Below are 15,893 nucleotides of genomic sequence, written 5' to 3' on the forward strand. Positions count from 1 at the left end.
CATGCGCGTCAGCCCGGCGTTAGCCCTCGTTCTCCTCCTCGCCGGGCTGACCGCCTGCACCGGCGACGAGGACACCCGCCCCTCGCCCGCACAGTCCACCCGGGCCGAGCCGTCCCCGGCCGCGTCGCCCGGCCATGGGAGCGCCCGGGGCATGTCCTTCACCGTCGCCGCCACCGTCCGCCGGGCCGACGCGGTCCCGATCGGCCGACCGGAGCAGCGGCCGTACGAGCGGCCCTTCCGCTCCGCCTCCGACCTCGGCCAGGGTCGCACCGCGGCCGGTCTCGATCTGACGGCCGACGGCCGCCTGATCACCTCGTCCGATCCGAAGGCCCGGACGGTGGACGGCCGACTGAGGATCGGCCAGTCCCGGATGGGGCTCCAGACAGCGGACGGCTTCACCCCGTTTCCCCCGGCACCACGGGGATCGTGCCGGAACAAGGGGCCCCGGCAGGCCCCTTACGCGGACGAGCAGAACGGCGTCGTCGCCTGGGCGGAGACCACCACCACCAACCTCTACCGCTTCGACTGGTGCGTCTTCGCCCACCACCCCAGGACCGGCCGCACCACCCTGCTGGGCGACTCCCACACCCTCACCCGGGGCAAGCCGATGCCCGAGGCCCAGGACGGATCGGGACTCTCCCTCGGCACCGACACCGCCTACTGGGCCACCGCCCACCCCCTGCCCGGCAAGAAGAACGCCTTCGGCACCAGGATCGTCGCCGCACCGCTCACCGCCCGGACCCCGGGATTCCACACCGTCGTGGAACGGGCGAAGCTCCCCCAGGCCCTCGGGAAGTCCCTCTTCTACGTCCGCACCGCCGACGTCACCCCGGAGCTCCGCAAGGACCGCTTCGAGATCCACCGCCTCGACCCCGGCGGAACCGACACCGTCGTCGCCCACGGCACCCTCGCGAAAGGACAGTCCGTCTCCACCCTCGCGGTCAGCAAGGACCGAATCACCTGGACCATCGCCACCCACACCAGAACTTCCGGCCTCCTCTACTCCCTCGACCTGCGCACCAACCGCGCCCTCACCATCGCCCTGGGTCACTCCGCCCCGGCCACCATGGCCCTCCGCGCCACCGACCGCTTCCTCGCCTGGGGCGGCGCCGACGAAGGTGACGCCGGCCAGTACCTCTACGACCTCCCCCGCAACAAGCTCTGGCGCCTGGGCTCCCAGCCCGGATACAGCGTCGCCCACGCAGCCGGCGACCACGTTGCCTGGGCCAAGCTCTCACAACCGAAAAGAGGCCCCGGGACCTCCACCTACACCGTCGCCCGATGGAAATAGCCCAGTCCCCAACCTGGCCGTCCCAACAGCCAGTCCCAGCGGCGCGGTACGTCACCACCCCGGGGTGAGAGTCCCCGCTTCTGATCCCGGCTCCGAGGTGTGGTGACCGGTGTGGCGTGACCACGGGACGGCCAGTGATCCGGGTCCCCACTCCGAGTGCAATCACCCTGGTGAGGTCTGGATACGGCGAAGCACGGCCCGGCAGGACCTCCGGTGACTCCGTGAGATCCACCGCCTGACCCGGTAGCCCGGCGCCGCGCCCGCAAAGCCGTCCCATATCTACGGTGAGTGACTGGGATTCTGGTCTGGTCCGTTTCGGTTGCTGGAGGGTCGCATAGAGGCTGATCCCGCCCTCTATTGGGCTGATCATATTGGCATATGTGCATTTCAGGGTTTTGCTGGTGATCTCGGCTGGTGGCGGCGGACCGTGCTGGTAGTGGCGGGACGGAGCCCGTGTCGTTGGCGTGGTGCCGCGTCTTCGTCCTGCTGGTGGGTGGTGATCCGCCGTGGCTGTGATCGGGGGTGTCAGCGCGAGCCGCTATCACGAGCTGGTGGCGTCGTCGCTTCGTCAGGTCGAAGTCCATTCCGTTGCCCAGTGGGCCTTGGGTGATGCTGTGCTGGAGATCGAGCCGATGCGTGAGCATGGCGGTCATCTGCGGGTTCCCGAGGATGGGCAGAGCGTGGAGGACTCGCTGAAGGTCTTCGCCGAGGAGGTGGGTCTGTCGGTGGCGACGGTGCGGACGTATCGGTGGGTGGCGGCGAAGTGGCCGGCCGAGCGACGGGTGGCCGGGGTGTCGTGGGAGGTCCACAAGATCCTGGCATCGGCGCCGGACCCGTTCGAGGTGATCGCGCATCCGCCGTTGAACGAGCGGACGGGGCGGCGGTCGTGGGACGGGGAGGCGGCGAAGCGGGTGGTCGGGTGGAAGACGTCCACGGCGGTCACGGTGGAGGAGAAGGTCGAGGCGGTCGCGGAGCTGGTGCGGGACGAGGCGGTGGCCTGCCGGGTGGCGGCCGACCTGCTCAAGCGCCGGGAAGTGGCGTTCGTGGCCATGCGGGACACGGATGCCCGCTACATGGTGAACGAGATCCAGTTCGAGCAGGCCGACGAGGACGACGAACTGGACGAGGAGTACCGGGACGTCCTGGCCCGCGACAACGAAGAAGAGGCCGGTGGGGACGGTGAGCGGTTCGACGACCCGGCAACCGCGTGGTCCGCCGGTGGCACCGTCAGATGGAATTCACCGATCTGATGGCCGTCTGCGAGGGCTTCATCGCGGGCGCGGCCCGGCTGGTGCCGAAGATGCGGGGGCAGGAGTTCACCGACCGGCACGAGCGGGTCAGCACCGTGCTGGAGAAGTTACGGGCGACGGCGGACTGGATCGAGACCGCCGTGGCGACGGGGCAGACGGATCTGGACGAGGTGCTGGCCCAGTTGCTGCGGGGCGAGCAGTGGCGCGGGGGCTGCCCGCCCATGTTCATGGTGAGGTGGTGCGCAAGGCGCTGGTCGAGGCCCGGCCAGCCGGAGCGAGTCCGGCCCAGCTGTGCCATGCGACCCGGCGGACGCCCTCTCCCCACGCGGCAAGTTTCATAGCGTAGTTGAGTTCGCGGATTGAGTAGTAGCCGTTGCCCTCGGGCCTCAGCACGAAGACCTGGCGGTTGATCTCGTACTGGTCGGTCCCGCGGTAGGGCGGTTGGAGGAGGACACGCCCGCGGTCGGTGGTCAGTACCCGTCCACCGAGCTTCTGCGCGAAGAGGTACTTGTCGTTGTCCAGGGCGAGGAGATGCCAGGTCTGGGAGAGACTGGGGGTTCCCGGACTGCTCCCACCTTGTAGGCGTATTCCGGCTGCGGCGTGATGGACGGCATGGGTCTCCCTCAGGTCAGCTTCACCAGACCGGGGAATCATTCACAGCCGTACACGAGTCCCCCAGAGCTTTACCCGCCATATCCACACGCGTCCGGTCATACCGCCTTGACAACTGTCACCAGATCTCTCCACCAACAGCCAAATCACCTGGCGCTCCCGCTACCGAGCGTTGCTACGCGAGGGGATGTGGGACGGCTTCTGACCTTGTCTTTTATGGTCCAGGTCGGTTTCGTTCGGTGATGCTTTCTGGTCGTTTCGCTGTTTTGCCCACGTCGTAGCGGGTGGCGGGCTGTCTGTTCTTCGAGCCGGGTGGTCGTCCGGGGCCCGGTCGTGAGGGTTTCGGCGCACGGGCGGGACAGGCGAGGTTCGGGCGGAGGTTCCTGAACCCCCGGCGGACGCGGGCCGGGGTGAGCCGGCCGGGTTAGGCGGGCTTCTCCCAGGGATGGCGGAGGTCGGCGGCGGCTGGGCGGAGGAGGCGGAGCTGGGTGTGGGCGGCGATGACGATCCACGTCCAGCGGTCGCCGGCCTCGGGGGTGCGGAGCTTCGGCCGGGTCCACCCCAGGGTCTGTTTCATGAGACGGAAGGTGTGTTCCAGGTCGAAGCGCCTCAGGAACGCCTGCCATCGGACATCGACATCCTCGCCGGTCAGGCCGGTGGCGGACGACCACAGCCAGACCGGCAGCGGGTCTCCGCCGCCGGGGAGGCGGTCGACCTGGAGGCGGATGAGGGTGCCCTCGATGACCGGCAGGGGGCCGGTGTGGTCGATCCACGCGGAGCGCGTGGTCAGCCTCGGGTGGATGCGGTCCCAGGCCGCTGCCTGGGCGGTGCCGTACCGGTCGGTGACCTGCACGGTCGCCGCGTCGGGTTCGCCCCAGGTCCCGGGTTTGGTGGAGTGGAACTCCTTGCCGTGCTTGGGCGGGTGACCGCCGCGAGGGTGGGCCCGGTAGTACTCCTCGCGGGAGGGAGCCGGGCGGCGCATGACCCGGTCCGCGCGCATCCGGCCGAGGACCTCGACCGGCAGACCGTGCAGGAGGTGGGCCATGCGCGGCGCGTCGTATCCGGCGTCGAACACGATCAGGATGTTCCGGTCGCCGGTGTGCCAGCGGCCCATCTCGATCAGGTCGGTGACCACTCGGCGGACTTGGGCGGCGGTGACCTCGGCTACGTCGTCGGCAGGTCCCAGGCGGACGGCGTCCAGGAGCTGGCACCAGGACGTCCGGCCGCATTCGAGGGCGGCGACGAAGGAGTACGGCCAGCCGGGTATCAGCTGGTCCGAGGAGCGGCCGCTGCGGCCGTAGACGTGGCAGAAGAGGCGGTCCGCGCTGGTCGGGGCGTCAGGGCGGAGCCAGTGGCTGACGTCTACCGCGAGGACCAGGCGTCCGTCGGCGGCCTGGGGCATGGGCAGGCCGGCCATGACCTGCCGCAGCCGGGGCACGTCAATGGTCCCGTTGTTCAGCGCGTCGTACAGGGCGCCGTGCCCGCGCCGGTGTTCGGCCACCAGCGTCAGGTCCACCGGTGTTCTCACCGGGCCGTCGGCACACAGCAACGCGTCGGTGAGATCGAACAGCTCGTCCCCACGCGAGGTCAGGCAGTCGAACAGGTCGTCCCGGAAGCGTGACGCCTTCGCGAACACTTCCCCAGGACCGATGTCAGGCAGCAGACTCACTCTCACGGCCTTCGTCTTGGTCGGAGCACATGATCAGACGAAGGCCGGCCCCCACGTCCGGCGAATGCCCAGGTGAGCAGCCCAGTTCGAGGCCCATTTCGACACCGGACCCCTCCGCGGTGCCGACAGCTGGGGATGACGTCAGCCGGCAAACCGGCGAGACCCTATGTGCCCACCGTGCCGTGCACGAATCGCCGAAGGTGCGCACGCACGGCGTCAGGCTGCTCCAGCCAGGGCTCGTGCCCAGCGCCCTCGACCTGCGTCAGTGGAAGATCGAGCCGGAGCGCAAGTGATTCAAGAGCCGACACAGGGCGGGGATCGTCAGCCCCACCGAGGAGTTCCGTTCGCGCGGGCAGGCACGCGCGCAGCTCGGCAAGATGATCATCGAGCGGGTCCGCGCGTTCTCCCCTGCCCAGTTCGCCATTCATGGTCCAGTTGACGGGGCGACGCCGCTGGGCTCCCTGCGCGGCCCAGTGCCACCCGCGTTCGGGATCGGCGTGGTCGGTGAACCAGGCCAGCGTGAGCAGCTCGACTTCCTGTTCCTCCGTGCGGTCCGGCAACTCCTCCAAAGCGCGGAGCCGCTCCTGCTGTGTCGCGGACATGCGGCGATCACGCTCCGCTCGGTCCCCGGAGCGCCAATCACCGACGAACGGCCCGCACATCAACAGCATCGCGGCAACCCGGTCAGAGTGCGCCAGACAGAACCGGCTCGCCAGGTCAGTGCCGTAGGAATGCCCAATCAGCACGGCTTCAGATACGTCCCATGCGTCGAGCAGCTCGGCGAGATCGTCGACATGCAGGGCGAGAGAATGGCGCCCCCGCCACGGTGACCGGCCCGTGCCGCGCTGGTCATACCGGTACACGGGCGCAAGGTCCGCGATCATGGCGGCTACATCGCCCAAGTAGTCCGGCAGACCCGGACCGCCATGGAGCATGACCACGGGCGGCCGCCGGGTGGTGTCTCCCAGCGCCATCCAGCGCAACTGCGCCTCGTCCGTCATCAACACGAGGCCCTGCGTCTCCATCAAGGTCACTGCGGAGAACCTACCGGTCTCACTGAGGCCCCGCCAAAGGTTAAATAGCAAGCTGACACCGAGGCCCGCCAACCGTGTCACACTCCCCGCAAGCGGAGTGTCAACGATCTCCCTGCTGCCCTGGTGGTGAACCTCCCTGAATGTCCTCTGACACTGAACCTGGGTCGTCTGTCACCGAAGTTGGGCCGACGAGGGGGGTGCGAACGGTCGAGATGGGAACGATCGGTGAGCCCGCGCACCGATCGCAGGCTTCGCTCAGTTCTTACGTGCAGTTACCAGAGCGAAGGAGAGGTATTCGCCGCCGTCCGCGGTGAGCATCTCGATGACAGGCTGGTTTGTACTCTGACCGTTGGGGTGATGCTCAGCGCCTGCCTGGGCCCAGAGCAGCCAGTCCCGCCAGGCATTCTGCTGCAGACGCGCGGATGTGACCGTGACCAATTCGGTGATCTCCCAGTGGAAGCGCCACCACTCCGCCGTGTGCCAGGCGATGGCTTCCCAGCCGACCAGATTCTTGATGTGGGACGGGATCGTGCCGAGCTCACGGATCTCCCGTGTCATGGCGGGGGTCGCCATGCCCAGCTGCCCGCCAGGCCGGAGAAACCGCAGCAGGTAGGGCAAGTAGCTGTCTGCCGTGCCGAAGTACTCGAAGGCGTCCACGCTGACGATCGCGTCGAAGCTCTGCTCCTCGAACGGCAGGGTGTGCGCCTCTGCTCGCACAGCCTCCACCCGGTCTCCGACACCCGCCTCAGCGAAGACGGCTGCCGCCTGTTCGGGGGCTATCCACAGGTCGGCGGCGACGACCTCGACTCCGTACTCGCGTGCCAGAAACACCGACGTGGCGCCCTTGCCGGAGCCAAGGTCGAGAACCCGCATACCCGGGTGCAGGTCAAGATCGTGAGCAAGGTCCTCCAGCATCCACAGCGGGTTCGGCCCCATGTCGAGGTCAAGCAGCCATGCGGGGTCATAGCGAGAGGAGAGCGGATAGCGGTCCGGCCGGAAGAGGTCACTCAAGGTAGTCACGAGCACGGACCTAAGCTGATTCCGTGCCCGGCCGCAACCCGTTTTCCCTGTGCCCCACCGGTCGGCCGAGGGCCAAGGGGAGGAGCGTCGTGGCTGTCCAACTTCAGTGACAGACGTCCAGGTTCAGTGTCAGGAGACACTGAACCAACCGGCAGCAGCCTGTGACGACTGGCTGCAACTGTGAGCCGCGCACGGCGTCTCCGCAGGTGAAAGCCCTGTGGCGTGACCCTGTGAGCAGTGAGCGGATGCCTGTGACGGACGGTCCTGTCCTCTGACACGGGATCTTGACTGTTTGTCACTCGATCTTGGCTGGCGGCAGACGTGCCTGACCTGTGGAGCTGTCATCCCTGGCCGTGCAAGGATCCCTGTCGTGGCAGACGGAGGCGTGTGGAGTACCGGATCGCCGGGCGAGGCGATGGCGGAAGGCGACGGCCTGGTGTCGTTGCTGGGCCGGACCGCCCTCCGGGAGCCGCTCGGGCGGGTTGTGATCACGACCGTCGTCTGCAGATGGTGCGACTGGGACCAGTTCGAAGTGGCCGGAGACGAGTGCTTCTGCGAGGGCTGCTGCCTGCCGGTCGGCCTAGTGGACGGAGATGTCTACGCAGGCGGATCCGCCTGGGAGCTCGCGCCATCCGTCTCTCCACTGCCCTGGCCGCGCGAGCTCTTCCGCAGATCGGCGGACCCGGCATGCCCCGCCGGACACCGCGTGTTTCAGGTGGCGGTCGCTTTTGTCCTTGCCGCGGACGGCCGGGTTCGCCGCCTGTCGGTCGGCCTGCAGTGTCCGGTCGACGGGGCACTGTGCCTCCATCTCGACAACGTGCACGTGGTGTCGAGCAGGACCTGACGCCGGCCTCGCCCGGCGAGTCGGCCCAGGCACGCTTGGCCAGAGTGCCCGGTGCGAACGGCCCGCAATGGCACTCAAGATCATTTGGCAATCGGTCAAGGTCAGCTGTCAGAGGCCAAGCGGGGCCGGCCTCTCCGCTCCGGCGGCTGCATAGCATCGCAGATCTGCGATGCTCCGCATGACGTCTCTGCACGACTTCTGCATGCAGCGACTGTGTCCGTGCCGCTCGCCGCCCCTGTCACCTGTGCGTTTCCCCTCCAGGGGAACGACGTAACGCTTCGGCCGTACCGGTGTACGCGGCCCTGATCGTTCTGGTTCTCCGGAACAACACGGTTCACCTGGTGCTACCGGTCAGGGGCTTCCACCCGCGGGCTTCCATCCTGCAGACGTCGGGCTTCACGTCCCTTTACCGGAAGCGGCATAGCGGGTGAGATCGACACCAGCCGAGCGGGCCTCCTTGAGTCGGAGGCCGCCGCCCGCACTTGGACGAACGGCTCGGCAAGACGGTGGGCGGGAGGGCCGTGACCTCCGTGAACGCCGCTGCCCTCACCCAGTCCTCCACCGCCATCCCCGGTATCGGCCTGTACTCGGGCCTGCTGCGCGGCGTACTCGGCGAGGGCCTGGTCCCGCCGATCCGCCGGCTCGCGGCCCTGTGGGACCAGCTCACCGGAGCCGCCCCGCTCGATCTGGACGACGAGGGCAGGATCCGCCTGGACAGCTGGGAGCTCGCCGACGTCGAATGGTTCCGGGCCGAGGTGCGGCGTCTGTACGGGTTCTCAGTGCCCGGCGTCGACTGCACTGCCACCGTTGCCACCGGCGTCCCCTGGCCCGATCACCCCCCTGAACCGGTGACCCCGGTGGTTGATCCGGCTGTCAAAGCCCAATAATCTGACTAAATGGTGCAGAGTGCGGCGAGTGATGTCGACGGCTACCTGGCCGAGGTCCCCGAGGAGCGCAGGGCCGCGCTGACCGGGCTGCGGGAGCTGTGTCGCACGGAGCTGGTGGGCTTCGAGGAGGTCATGGCGTACGGGATGCCCGCCTACCGGCGGGACGGTACCGCGGAGATCGCGTTCGCCGCCCAGAAGCGGTACATCTCCTTCTACCTCCTGCGCGGTGATGTCCGCGAGGCGTTCGGGGAGCGGTTGGCCGGACAGGACATGGGCAAGGGCTGTCTGCGGTTCCGGGGGCCGGAGAGCATCGACTTCGACCTGGTACGGGATCTGCTCAGGGCCACCGCGGCCCGACGGCCCGGCGTGGCCTGCTGATCCCGCCCGGCCGTCGGGTCGTGGGCACGGCGTGACCGGGCGCGACCTCCGGCGCAGCCGAACTCCCGCTTCGGCGCCGGCCACAGCCGGTACGACGTTCCGGCATCAGCTGGTCCGATTCTCGTGAACCGGCGACGCGGAGGCAGCTCCGGCAGATACCTTGCTCGCAGCAGACCTCCACGCGAAAGAGCCGATCAGATGCAGGTAAAGGAAAACTCCATGATCACGTGACAACACCGCAGGTCACGAGGTGTTCGCCCCGCCCGCGCCGAGGCGGCTCGTCATCAGCGCGAGCGAAAGCGCGCCGGGCGTACGGGACCAGTAGGGATGGCTCTGGTTCCGGCACAACCCGAACAGCGCGGACGTCCTCGCGGCGACGAAGGCCGCCGAAGCGGCCCGGGAACGCACTGCGCAGCACCTCCTGGGCGTACGGATGGAGCAGCTGCGCGAGCGGCCCGCCGCCCCCACCGAGCAGACCGCGTCGTGGGCGGAGCGGCTGCCTGAGCTCGCCGCGCGCCCGCTGGACGGCGACGCCACCGGGGCGGTGACTGCATGACCAGCGAGCTGAGCGGTGTCGACCTCGCCCGCTGGGTCCTGGTTGCGGCCCGGGAGGCGGCGGAGAAGAACGGCTCCGCCACCAGGAAGTCGAAGCGGCGCACCACCACCGTCGTACGGCGCGATGGCCGCGAGCCGCTGGGACTGGGCAGCGCGATCGGCCGGATGATGACCGAGCCGGCCTGGTCACCCCGGCCGCCGGCGGCATCGTCCTCGCCTACTCCGACCCCCATCCTCGCCGCAGTCATGCCCGAGCTCACCGGGCGTGTGAAGGCCGTGGCCTTCGACACGGACACCGGCCGCCTGGACCTGGCCCCGATGCCCTGGCTGTCGGCACGAAGCTGCGCCGGAGCGCGCCGAAACTGATCGCGGCGGCCAACAAACGGGTGCCGAACGCGAACATCCGCACCCTGAACGTCCTGGCCCCCCATCAATGAAGGCCAGCCCCGGCAAGGTGGCTGCCGACCTGGCCCCACAGTCGGCCGTGCCCCTCGCGCCGGGGGAGCGCCGGATCCCGTCGGACGGCTACCGCCTTGCGATCGAGGCGCACGCCAGGCCGTGCCACCGCCCCGGGTGGATCCGGGTATCGCGGCAGACGAAGGCGATGCGGGAAACGTCGCGCCGGGCGTTCCCCGAGCCCGACGTCGCCCCCAACGATGCGTCGGCCCCGATTGACCAGGCCCGCCTCCAACGCCGCCGCCAGGCCGCGGCGACCGAGGCCGCCGCGCTGTGCCGGGCACGTGCTGAGCGGGCGGGAACGTCCATCCGCGTAACCGTGCCGTGGTCGTTGGTCAGGACGGGGTAGGTGGTGCCCGCACAGCATGGTCGAGCGCGACGACGTCGAGGGGGAGGCCCTGGTGAGTGAGGGGACACAGGTCAGGCTCGGGTTTTGTGAGATCGCGGCGAGGCGGGTGGCCTCGTTGACCTTGCGCTGCTGGCACGGGTCTCCTCCAGCGATGTCGGCGCCGGGTCCTCCTGGCGGTCCGGGTCAGTCGGGATCCATGCGCCGCTGGCCGGGGCCCGGGGGCGATGAACGGGTGCCGGGCTCAGTCGGTGGTGATGCCGCGTGCGGCGAAGATCTCCGCCGCGTCCGGCACCGTCAGGACGCCGTCTTCCACGAAGGTGACCTCCCGCAGGTTGGGCAGGAGTGCGAGGTCGTCGAGCGAGCGGACGTCGAACAGATCGTCCTCGCCGTCCCAGGCGGGGGCGCAGTGGGTGAAGACGTCCGCGTCGGCGTCGAAGCACAGTTCCTCGACGCGGGAGAGGAGCTCGGCCGGGATCTCCAGGGTTTCGAAGTGGGCCCGGGACTCCGGCAGTACCTCGGTGTGGAGGCTGTTCTCCAGGACATAGGAGGCGGGGTCGCCGATCCCTCGTCCGGCCAGCCGTGCGGGCAGATCGTAGACCGGGAGGAGCGGTTCGGGGCCGTACATGAGCTCCTCGATGACGAGCAGCTTGAGGTTGAAGTCGCGGAACTGGCTCATGGGACAGGAGTACCACGGAGGTACGACACGGTCCCTCCGACCGGGACCTGCGGGCGGCCGAGGTCGACCGCGCTCGGGTCTGCGGATGGCGCATGCCCCGGCAAGGAGGAAGGAGGGGGGCGGACAGAGCGCACAGCTCACGGACCTCCATGCCCCTCGGTACGCGGCCACTGGCTGATCCTGGCCCTGGTACTGGCCGTGGTCTGGGCGTTCCTGGTCATCGTGCCGCGCTGCCTGCTGCTGCTGGTGGCGGCCGCCTGGCTCAGCCTGTTCACCGTGTTCGGGGCCGGCGCCCTCTCCCTGGGGCGAGAAGTGCGGCCGGATGAAGTGTGCCGACCGCTCGGCTTGCCGGCGTCAGCCGGGATGCTGCCTTTGAGGTCGGGGTGCTGCCTCCGGGGTCCGGACGATCTGGCCGGGGTGCGGGCCGTAGGCCAGGACGACCTGCCCGTTGGGCTGCTGCGGTTGTCCCGTGATCCTGTGGGTCGGGGCGGGCAACAGGTCGAGCGGGTGACGCCGGATGTGCCAGGTCTGGTAGGCGATCAATGCGGTGAGCACTCCCACCAGCATCACCGAGCCCCACAGGGTGCCCAGCCCGAGTCCTCCCTCGCTGACGGGTTTGGTGATCGAGTCACCAGCGGCGGCACTCAGTGGGCGGGTCAGGACGAATGCCACCCAGAACAACACCATGCTGTTGATGCTGGTCAGATAGTGGGCGGCGAGCAGCAGCAGCATGATTGCGGAGATGACGAAGAAGGCGTTGCGGAATCCCAGTCCGGTGCCGTGGGCCAGCCAGTCCCCGCTGGCGGTACCGAGGGTGTTGGACACCAGGATCGCGATCCAGTAGAGGGTCTCACCCTTGCGGGTGGCGATTTTCTCGACGTCGTAGGTCTGCCCGGTTCGCCACCACACCAGGAAGATGACCACCAGAATGCTGGTGAGGATGATGGCGCCGGGCCCATAGCCGATCCCATTTCTTGTCACGGTGCTGGAGTGGCCGATTCCACGGTCCATGAGATCCGATATCGAGGTGCCGACGATGCTGGTACTGAAGATCACTGTCCAGAAGAGACCCGGATGGAAGCGTTTGGCTCGCAGTTGCAGGAGAGCGACGATGGCGAAGAATACGAAGAAGATGATCGCGCAGGTCGCGTAACCGATTTTGAGTTCGATCGCGAACTGGTCACTTGCGGTTTCTCCGAGGGTGACAGCGATGATTTTCAGCGCCCAGAACAGCGCCGTCACGAGCGGTAGCTTCCGCAGCACATACCTCGCCGGGGAGGCCGCCACGTTGGGCTGGACGGAAACGGTGGCAGTCATGCCGGTGTCTCCTTTCCCTTCAGTTTTGTCGGTGCGCTACGGCGGTCCGGGCGGGCGGGGAATCTCTGCCTGACCCGCCTCGGGGGCCTGCGGTGGTGGGCGTATCACCAGTCGCCTCTGGCGGTGTCCGGCCTCGGTTGTGGGGCAGCGCCACGAGGACCTGGTGGCAGAAGGGAGCGCTGGCCGATACGCAGGTGAAGGGCCATGTGGGCATGACCGTGTCGCGCGGCATTGGCGGCGAGTTCGCTGACCACGAGAACGGCGGCTTGACATTCCTCGTCGCATATTCCCCAGGAATGCAACACGCTGGCGGTAAAGTCTCGGTAGGTCCGCACGCAGGGCCCTCGTGCGGGTATCGCGAGAAAGACTTGACCATAATGGCCGCCATATTGCGCGGACAGGCCTGTTTTTTCCAGATGGCATGCTGGAGGAATTCCTGAGCGAGGCGCGGCCGGGGCCGATCATCATGCAATTGCACTGCCGACCCCACCCGTCGGCGTATCGTGCCGGGCATCGGTTCGCGCCTGGTGCGATGGTTGGTCATGGCGCCTGTCCTCGTCCTGTAGGAGCGGCCACCCCCGCGGGCACTACACAGCCTGCGCCCAGGCTCCTGAGAGAGGGCTGAGAACCGCTCCGGCTCTCAGCCCCCTCTCAGCAAGCCACCCCCTACGGTGCGGCACAGAGTGGTAGGAGGCGATCATGAGGGTGCTGATCATCGAGGACGAACGCGGTCTCGCCGACGGGCTCGCCTGCGGTCTCGCCGAGGAGGGCTTCGTCGCCGATATCGCCTACGAGGGCGTGGACGGCCTCTGGCGCGCCCTTCACCAGCAGCAGGACGTCATCGTGCTGGACATCATGCTGCCCGGACTGTCCGGGTACGAAATCCTCAAGCGGCTGCGGGCTGCCGACGTATGGACCCCGGTGTTGATGCTCACCGCCAAGGACGGGGAGTACGACGAGGCGGATGCCCTCGACCTTGGAGCCGACGACTACCTGAGCAAACCGTTCTCCTACGTCGTACTCGTCGCGCACCTGCGGGCACTGCTGCGACGCGGGGCGCCGGCCCGGCCGGCGGTGCTCGCGGCCGACGACCTCACTCTGGATCCCGCCTCTCGCCGGTGCCGCCGCGCAGGACAGGAAATCACTTTGACCGCACGGGAGTTCGCACTGCTGGAATTCCTGCTCCGCCATCGCGACGAGGTGGTCAGCAAGACCGACATCGTCGCCCATGTGTGGGACGAGAATTTCGACGGCGACCTCAATATCGTCGAGGTTTATGTCGGCTACCTGCGACGCAAGGTCGACGTCCCTTTCGAGCGCCCTTTGATCGAGACCGTTCGCGGGGCCGGCTACCGGCTGCGCGACAGGTGACGCGATGGGCACCCCCATCCGGGACTGGTGGTCCCGCCGGTCGCTGCGGCTGCGGCTGACAACAGCCGCAGCGCTCGTGATCACGGTGGGGCTGGTGGGTGCCTCCGTGGCGCTGCTCGCCTGGCTGCGCATCAGCCTCACCAGCGGCCTCGACCAGGCCGCGTGGCAGAGGGCCCAGGCCGTCGCGGAAATCGTCGACTCGGGCAAACTCCCTGCCGCACTGCCTTCCCCCGGCGACCGTGACATCACCGTCCAGGTCATCGACAAACAAGGCTCGGTCCGGTCCAGCTCACCGAACCTGCAAGGCCAAAGCAGAGTGTTCGCCTTCCCACCGACCGCCTCCGACGAACCGCATGCCCGCAGCCTCCGGTACCTGCCCCACGCCGAGAACACGACCTGGCGTGCCGTAGCCGTACCGGCCGGCACCCGAAAGGATCCGGTGACCGTGTATGCGGCCGTGCCCACCGAGGACGTCGACGCCAGTCTGGCCCAGCTCGGCGGCGGTCTGGCCATCGGCGTGCCACTGGTCATCACCGCGCTGACCAGCGTCGCATGGGTGCTCACCGGACGTGCGCTGTTCCCGGTCGAGGTGCTGCGCGCACAAGCCGCCGAGATCACCACCTCCGACCTCAGCCGCCGCCTCGATGTCCCTCCCTCGGCCGACGCTCTGGGCCGGCTCGCCACCACACTCAATGATCTGCTCGCGCGCTTGGAAGCCGCCACGCAAAGGCAGCGCCAGTTCATCGCGGACGCCGCCCACGAGCTGCGCAGCCCCTTGAGCAGCCTGCACACCCGACTCCAGATCACCGCCCGGCACCCCGATTCCGCCAACTGGCGCACGCTGGCCCCGGCACTGGCGGAGGACTGCGAACGGCTCGCCCGCCTTGTCGACGACCTGGTGTGGCTGGCCCGCCTCGACGCCCGCCCTCGGCTCCGCAAGCAGCCCACAGACCTGGACGAGATCGTCTTCGCCGAGGTCAGCCGCGCCCGCGAGCGCACGCAGCTCATCATCGACCAGCACGCTGTCAGCGCGGCACGCGTGGATGGCGACCCCGACGCCCTCGCGCGCGTCGTACGCAACCTGCTGGACAACGCCCTCCGGTACGCCGTCCGGCGGATCGAGGTGAGCCTCCGTGCCGGCGGCGGCACCGCGCAACTGGTCATCACCGATGACGGGCCCGGCATCCCCGAACCCGACCGACACCGCGTCTTCGACCGCTTCACCCGCCTCGATGACGCGCGCGCCAGAGACACCGGCGGCAGCGGACTCGGACTGGCCATCGTCCGCGACATCATCACCGCCCACCACGGCAGCATTGACATCGAGGACCATGCTCCCGGGGCCTGCCTTGTCGTCCGCCTTCCCGCCCATGCCAACTGAAGTGCCTACCGGTGGCAGTCCGCAAACACCGGCCAAGAGGTGTCCGGGCCGCAACCGCGCGCCGCCCTTGAGCCTCGGGACTTCTGGCACCTGGGTCGACCAGGGTTCGACGGATGGTGTGCCGCTCATCGCCCGGGCCCTTCCTCGCCATGTGTGCCGTCCCGGCCACGGCACGCCGCGCGCAGGGGTCGCTCGTGCCGAGAACCACGCCGGAGACCCTCTCGCCGCACTCGACGTGGCCCGCACCATCCCGCTCATCGCCTGCCTCCAGCAGGCGATGCTCCTGCTGCGCGGGCGCTTCTCCGGGGCGGTGGGCCGGGACCTGTTCAGCGCCGTCGCCGAGCTCGCCCGGATCGCGGCCTGGGCCGACGTCGACATGGGCCGCCACGCCACCGCCCGCCGCCGCTTCGCCCAGGCCCTGCGCCTGGCCCGCGCCGGAGGCGATGCCCGGACCGATGCGTACGTCCTCACCACCGCCGCACTCCAGCATTTCCTCCTCGGCCGCCCCGCCGGCACCGTGACCCTGGCGGAATCCGCCTGCGAGCGTGCCCGGCGCACCGCGGCGCCACGGGTGCCGACGTTCGCCCGGCTCGCGAGCGACGCCAGCGAGGTACAGCGAGGTACAGCGCGATCTCGGAAACCCGCGGGCCAGGCGGCCGACCGCCGCCCGGGATGCGGTGGAGCAGTGGGCTGGATCAAGCAACGCGACTGGTCATGCCGTCTCGTCGTACCCGGATCGCGGCTGGGGATTCCGTGTATCGCGGGCGTATCGAAAATCGCATACGCCGACGCAACAGCCTTGC

At 68.7% G+C, this 15,893-nt stretch carries 13 protein-coding genes and 3 pseudogenes; 11 read left to right on the top strand and 5 right to left on the bottom strand.

Annotated elements, in window-relative coordinates:
* The first annotated feature begins 1 nt into the window (after position 1).
* From ABT354_RS32785 to ABT354_RS32795, 3 genes are all read left to right on the top strand, one after another.
* Complete coding sequence (locus tag ABT354_RS32785; RefSeq protein WP_351500596.1) at positions 2 to 1,291, top strand: hypothetical protein; 1,290 nt, start codon at positions 2 to 4, stop codon at positions 1,289 to 1,291.
* A gap of 512 nt (positions 1,292 to 1,803) precedes the next feature.
* Entirely contained in the window at positions 1,804 to 2,541 is a 738-nt protein-coding gene (locus ABT354_RS32790; protein WP_351500598.1) for a DUF6192 family protein, read from the top strand.
* Positions 2,523 to 2,882, top strand: coding sequence for a DUF6192 family protein (locus tag ABT354_RS32795; protein ID WP_351500600.1), 360 nt, complete (start codon positions 2,523 to 2,525; stop codon positions 2,880 to 2,882). The genes ABT354_RS32790 and ABT354_RS32795 overlap by 19 nt, the downstream gene beginning before the upstream one ends.
* 485 nt (positions 2,883 to 3,367) lie before the next feature.
* On the opposite strand, the pseudogene ABT354_RS32800 reads toward ABT354_RS32795, so the two are convergent.
* The 3 genes and pseudogenes from ABT354_RS32800 to ABT354_RS32810 all read right to left on the bottom strand — a co-directional run bounded on the left by ABT354_RS32800 (position 3,368) and on the right by ABT354_RS32810 (position 6,882).
* Positions 3,368 to 4,822 (bottom strand): annotated as a pseudogene (locus tag ABT354_RS32800) (NF041680 family putative transposase).
* Positions 4,823 to 4,986: 164 nt separating this feature from the next.
* A complete protein-coding gene (locus tag ABT354_RS32805) occupies positions 4,987 to 5,847 on the bottom strand; it encodes an alpha/beta fold hydrolase (RefSeq protein ID WP_351500688.1) in 861 nt (286 codons plus the stop codon).
* 264 nt (positions 5,848 to 6,111) lie between these two features.
* On the bottom strand, positions 6,112 to 6,882 hold the full coding sequence (locus ABT354_RS32810) for an SAM-dependent methyltransferase (protein ID WP_351500602.1): 771 nt from the start codon (positions 6,880 to 6,882) through the stop codon (positions 6,112 to 6,114).
* Positions 6,883 to 7,246: 364 nt separating this feature from the next.
* Between ABT354_RS32810 and ABT354_RS32815 the strand changes: the two genes are divergently transcribed.
* The 5 genes and pseudogenes from ABT354_RS32815 to ABT354_RS32835 all read left to right on the top strand — a co-directional run bounded on the left by ABT354_RS32815 (position 7,247) and on the right by ABT354_RS32835 (position 9,906).
* Positions 7,247 to 7,720 carry a hypothetical protein gene (locus ABT354_RS32815; RefSeq protein WP_351500604.1) on the top strand — a complete coding sequence of 158 codons (474 nt, stop codon included), beginning with the start codon at positions 7,247 to 7,249 and terminating at the stop codon, positions 7,718 to 7,720.
* Between the two features lie 482 nt (positions 7,721 to 8,202).
* A pseudogene (locus tag ABT354_RS32820) lies at positions 8,203 to 8,607 on the top strand (hypothetical protein); the annotation flags it as partial.
* 9 nt (positions 8,608 to 8,616) lie between these two features.
* Positions 8,617 to 8,985: an iron chaperone gene (locus tag ABT354_RS32825; RefSeq protein ID WP_351500606.1), complete on the top strand. Its 369-nt coding sequence runs from the start codon at positions 8,617 to 8,619 to the stop codon at positions 8,983 to 8,985.
* Between the two features lie 433 nt (positions 8,986 to 9,418).
* The gene (locus tag ABT354_RS32830; RefSeq protein ID WP_351500608.1) at positions 9,419 to 9,541 is read left to right on the top strand and encodes a hypothetical protein; all 123 of its coding nucleotides are present in this window, start codon (positions 9,419 to 9,421) and stop codon (positions 9,539 to 9,541) included.
* Complete coding sequence (locus tag ABT354_RS32835; RefSeq protein ID WP_351500610.1) at positions 9,538 to 9,906, top strand: DciA family protein; 369 nt, start codon at positions 9,538 to 9,540, stop codon at positions 9,904 to 9,906. Before ABT354_RS32830 ends, ABT354_RS32835 begins: the two co-directional genes overlap by 4 nt.
* A 680-nt stretch (positions 9,907 to 10,586) precedes the next feature.
* Here the strand turns inward: ABT354_RS32835 and ABT354_RS32840 are convergent.
* Together ABT354_RS32840 and ABT354_RS32845 are read right to left on the bottom strand one after the other, a co-directional pair.
* Positions 10,587 to 11,021, bottom strand: a complete 435-nt coding sequence (locus ABT354_RS32840) for a DUF6892 domain-containing protein (protein WP_351500612.1) — start codon at positions 11,019 to 11,021, stop codon at positions 10,587 to 10,589.
* Between the two features lie 354 nt (positions 11,022 to 11,375).
* On the bottom strand, positions 11,376 to 12,338 hold the full coding sequence (locus ABT354_RS32845) for a COG4705 family protein (protein WP_351500615.1): 963 nt from the start codon (positions 12,336 to 12,338) through the stop codon (positions 11,376 to 11,378).
* A 699-nt stretch (positions 12,339 to 13,037) separates the two neighbouring features.
* On the opposite strand from ABT354_RS32845, the gene ABT354_RS32850 reads away from it, so the two are divergent.
* The 3 genes and pseudogenes from ABT354_RS32850 to ABT354_RS38135 all read left to right on the top strand — a co-directional run.
* Positions 13,038 to 13,709 carry a winged helix-turn-helix domain-containing protein gene (locus tag ABT354_RS32850; protein WP_351500617.1) on the top strand — a complete coding sequence of 224 codons (672 nt, stop codon included), beginning with the start codon at positions 13,038 to 13,040 and terminating at the stop codon, positions 13,707 to 13,709.
* Positions 13,710 to 13,713: 4 nt separating this feature from the next.
* Positions 13,714 to 15,090, top strand: coding sequence for a sensor histidine kinase (locus ABT354_RS32855; protein WP_351500619.1), 1,377 nt, complete (start codon positions 13,714 to 13,716; stop codon positions 15,088 to 15,090).
* A pseudogene (locus tag ABT354_RS38135) lies at positions 15,080 to 15,667 on the top strand (NsdA family TPR-like regulatory protein); the annotation flags it as partial. The gene ABT354_RS32855 and the pseudogene ABT354_RS38135, both read left to right, overlap by 11 nt.
* Between the last annotated feature and the right edge of the window lie 226 nt (positions 15,668 to 15,893).

Source organism: Streptomyces sp. NPDC000594 (assembly GCF_040299965.1).
Lineage (GTDB): Bacteria > Actinomycetota > Actinomycetes > Streptomycetales > Streptomycetaceae > Streptomyces.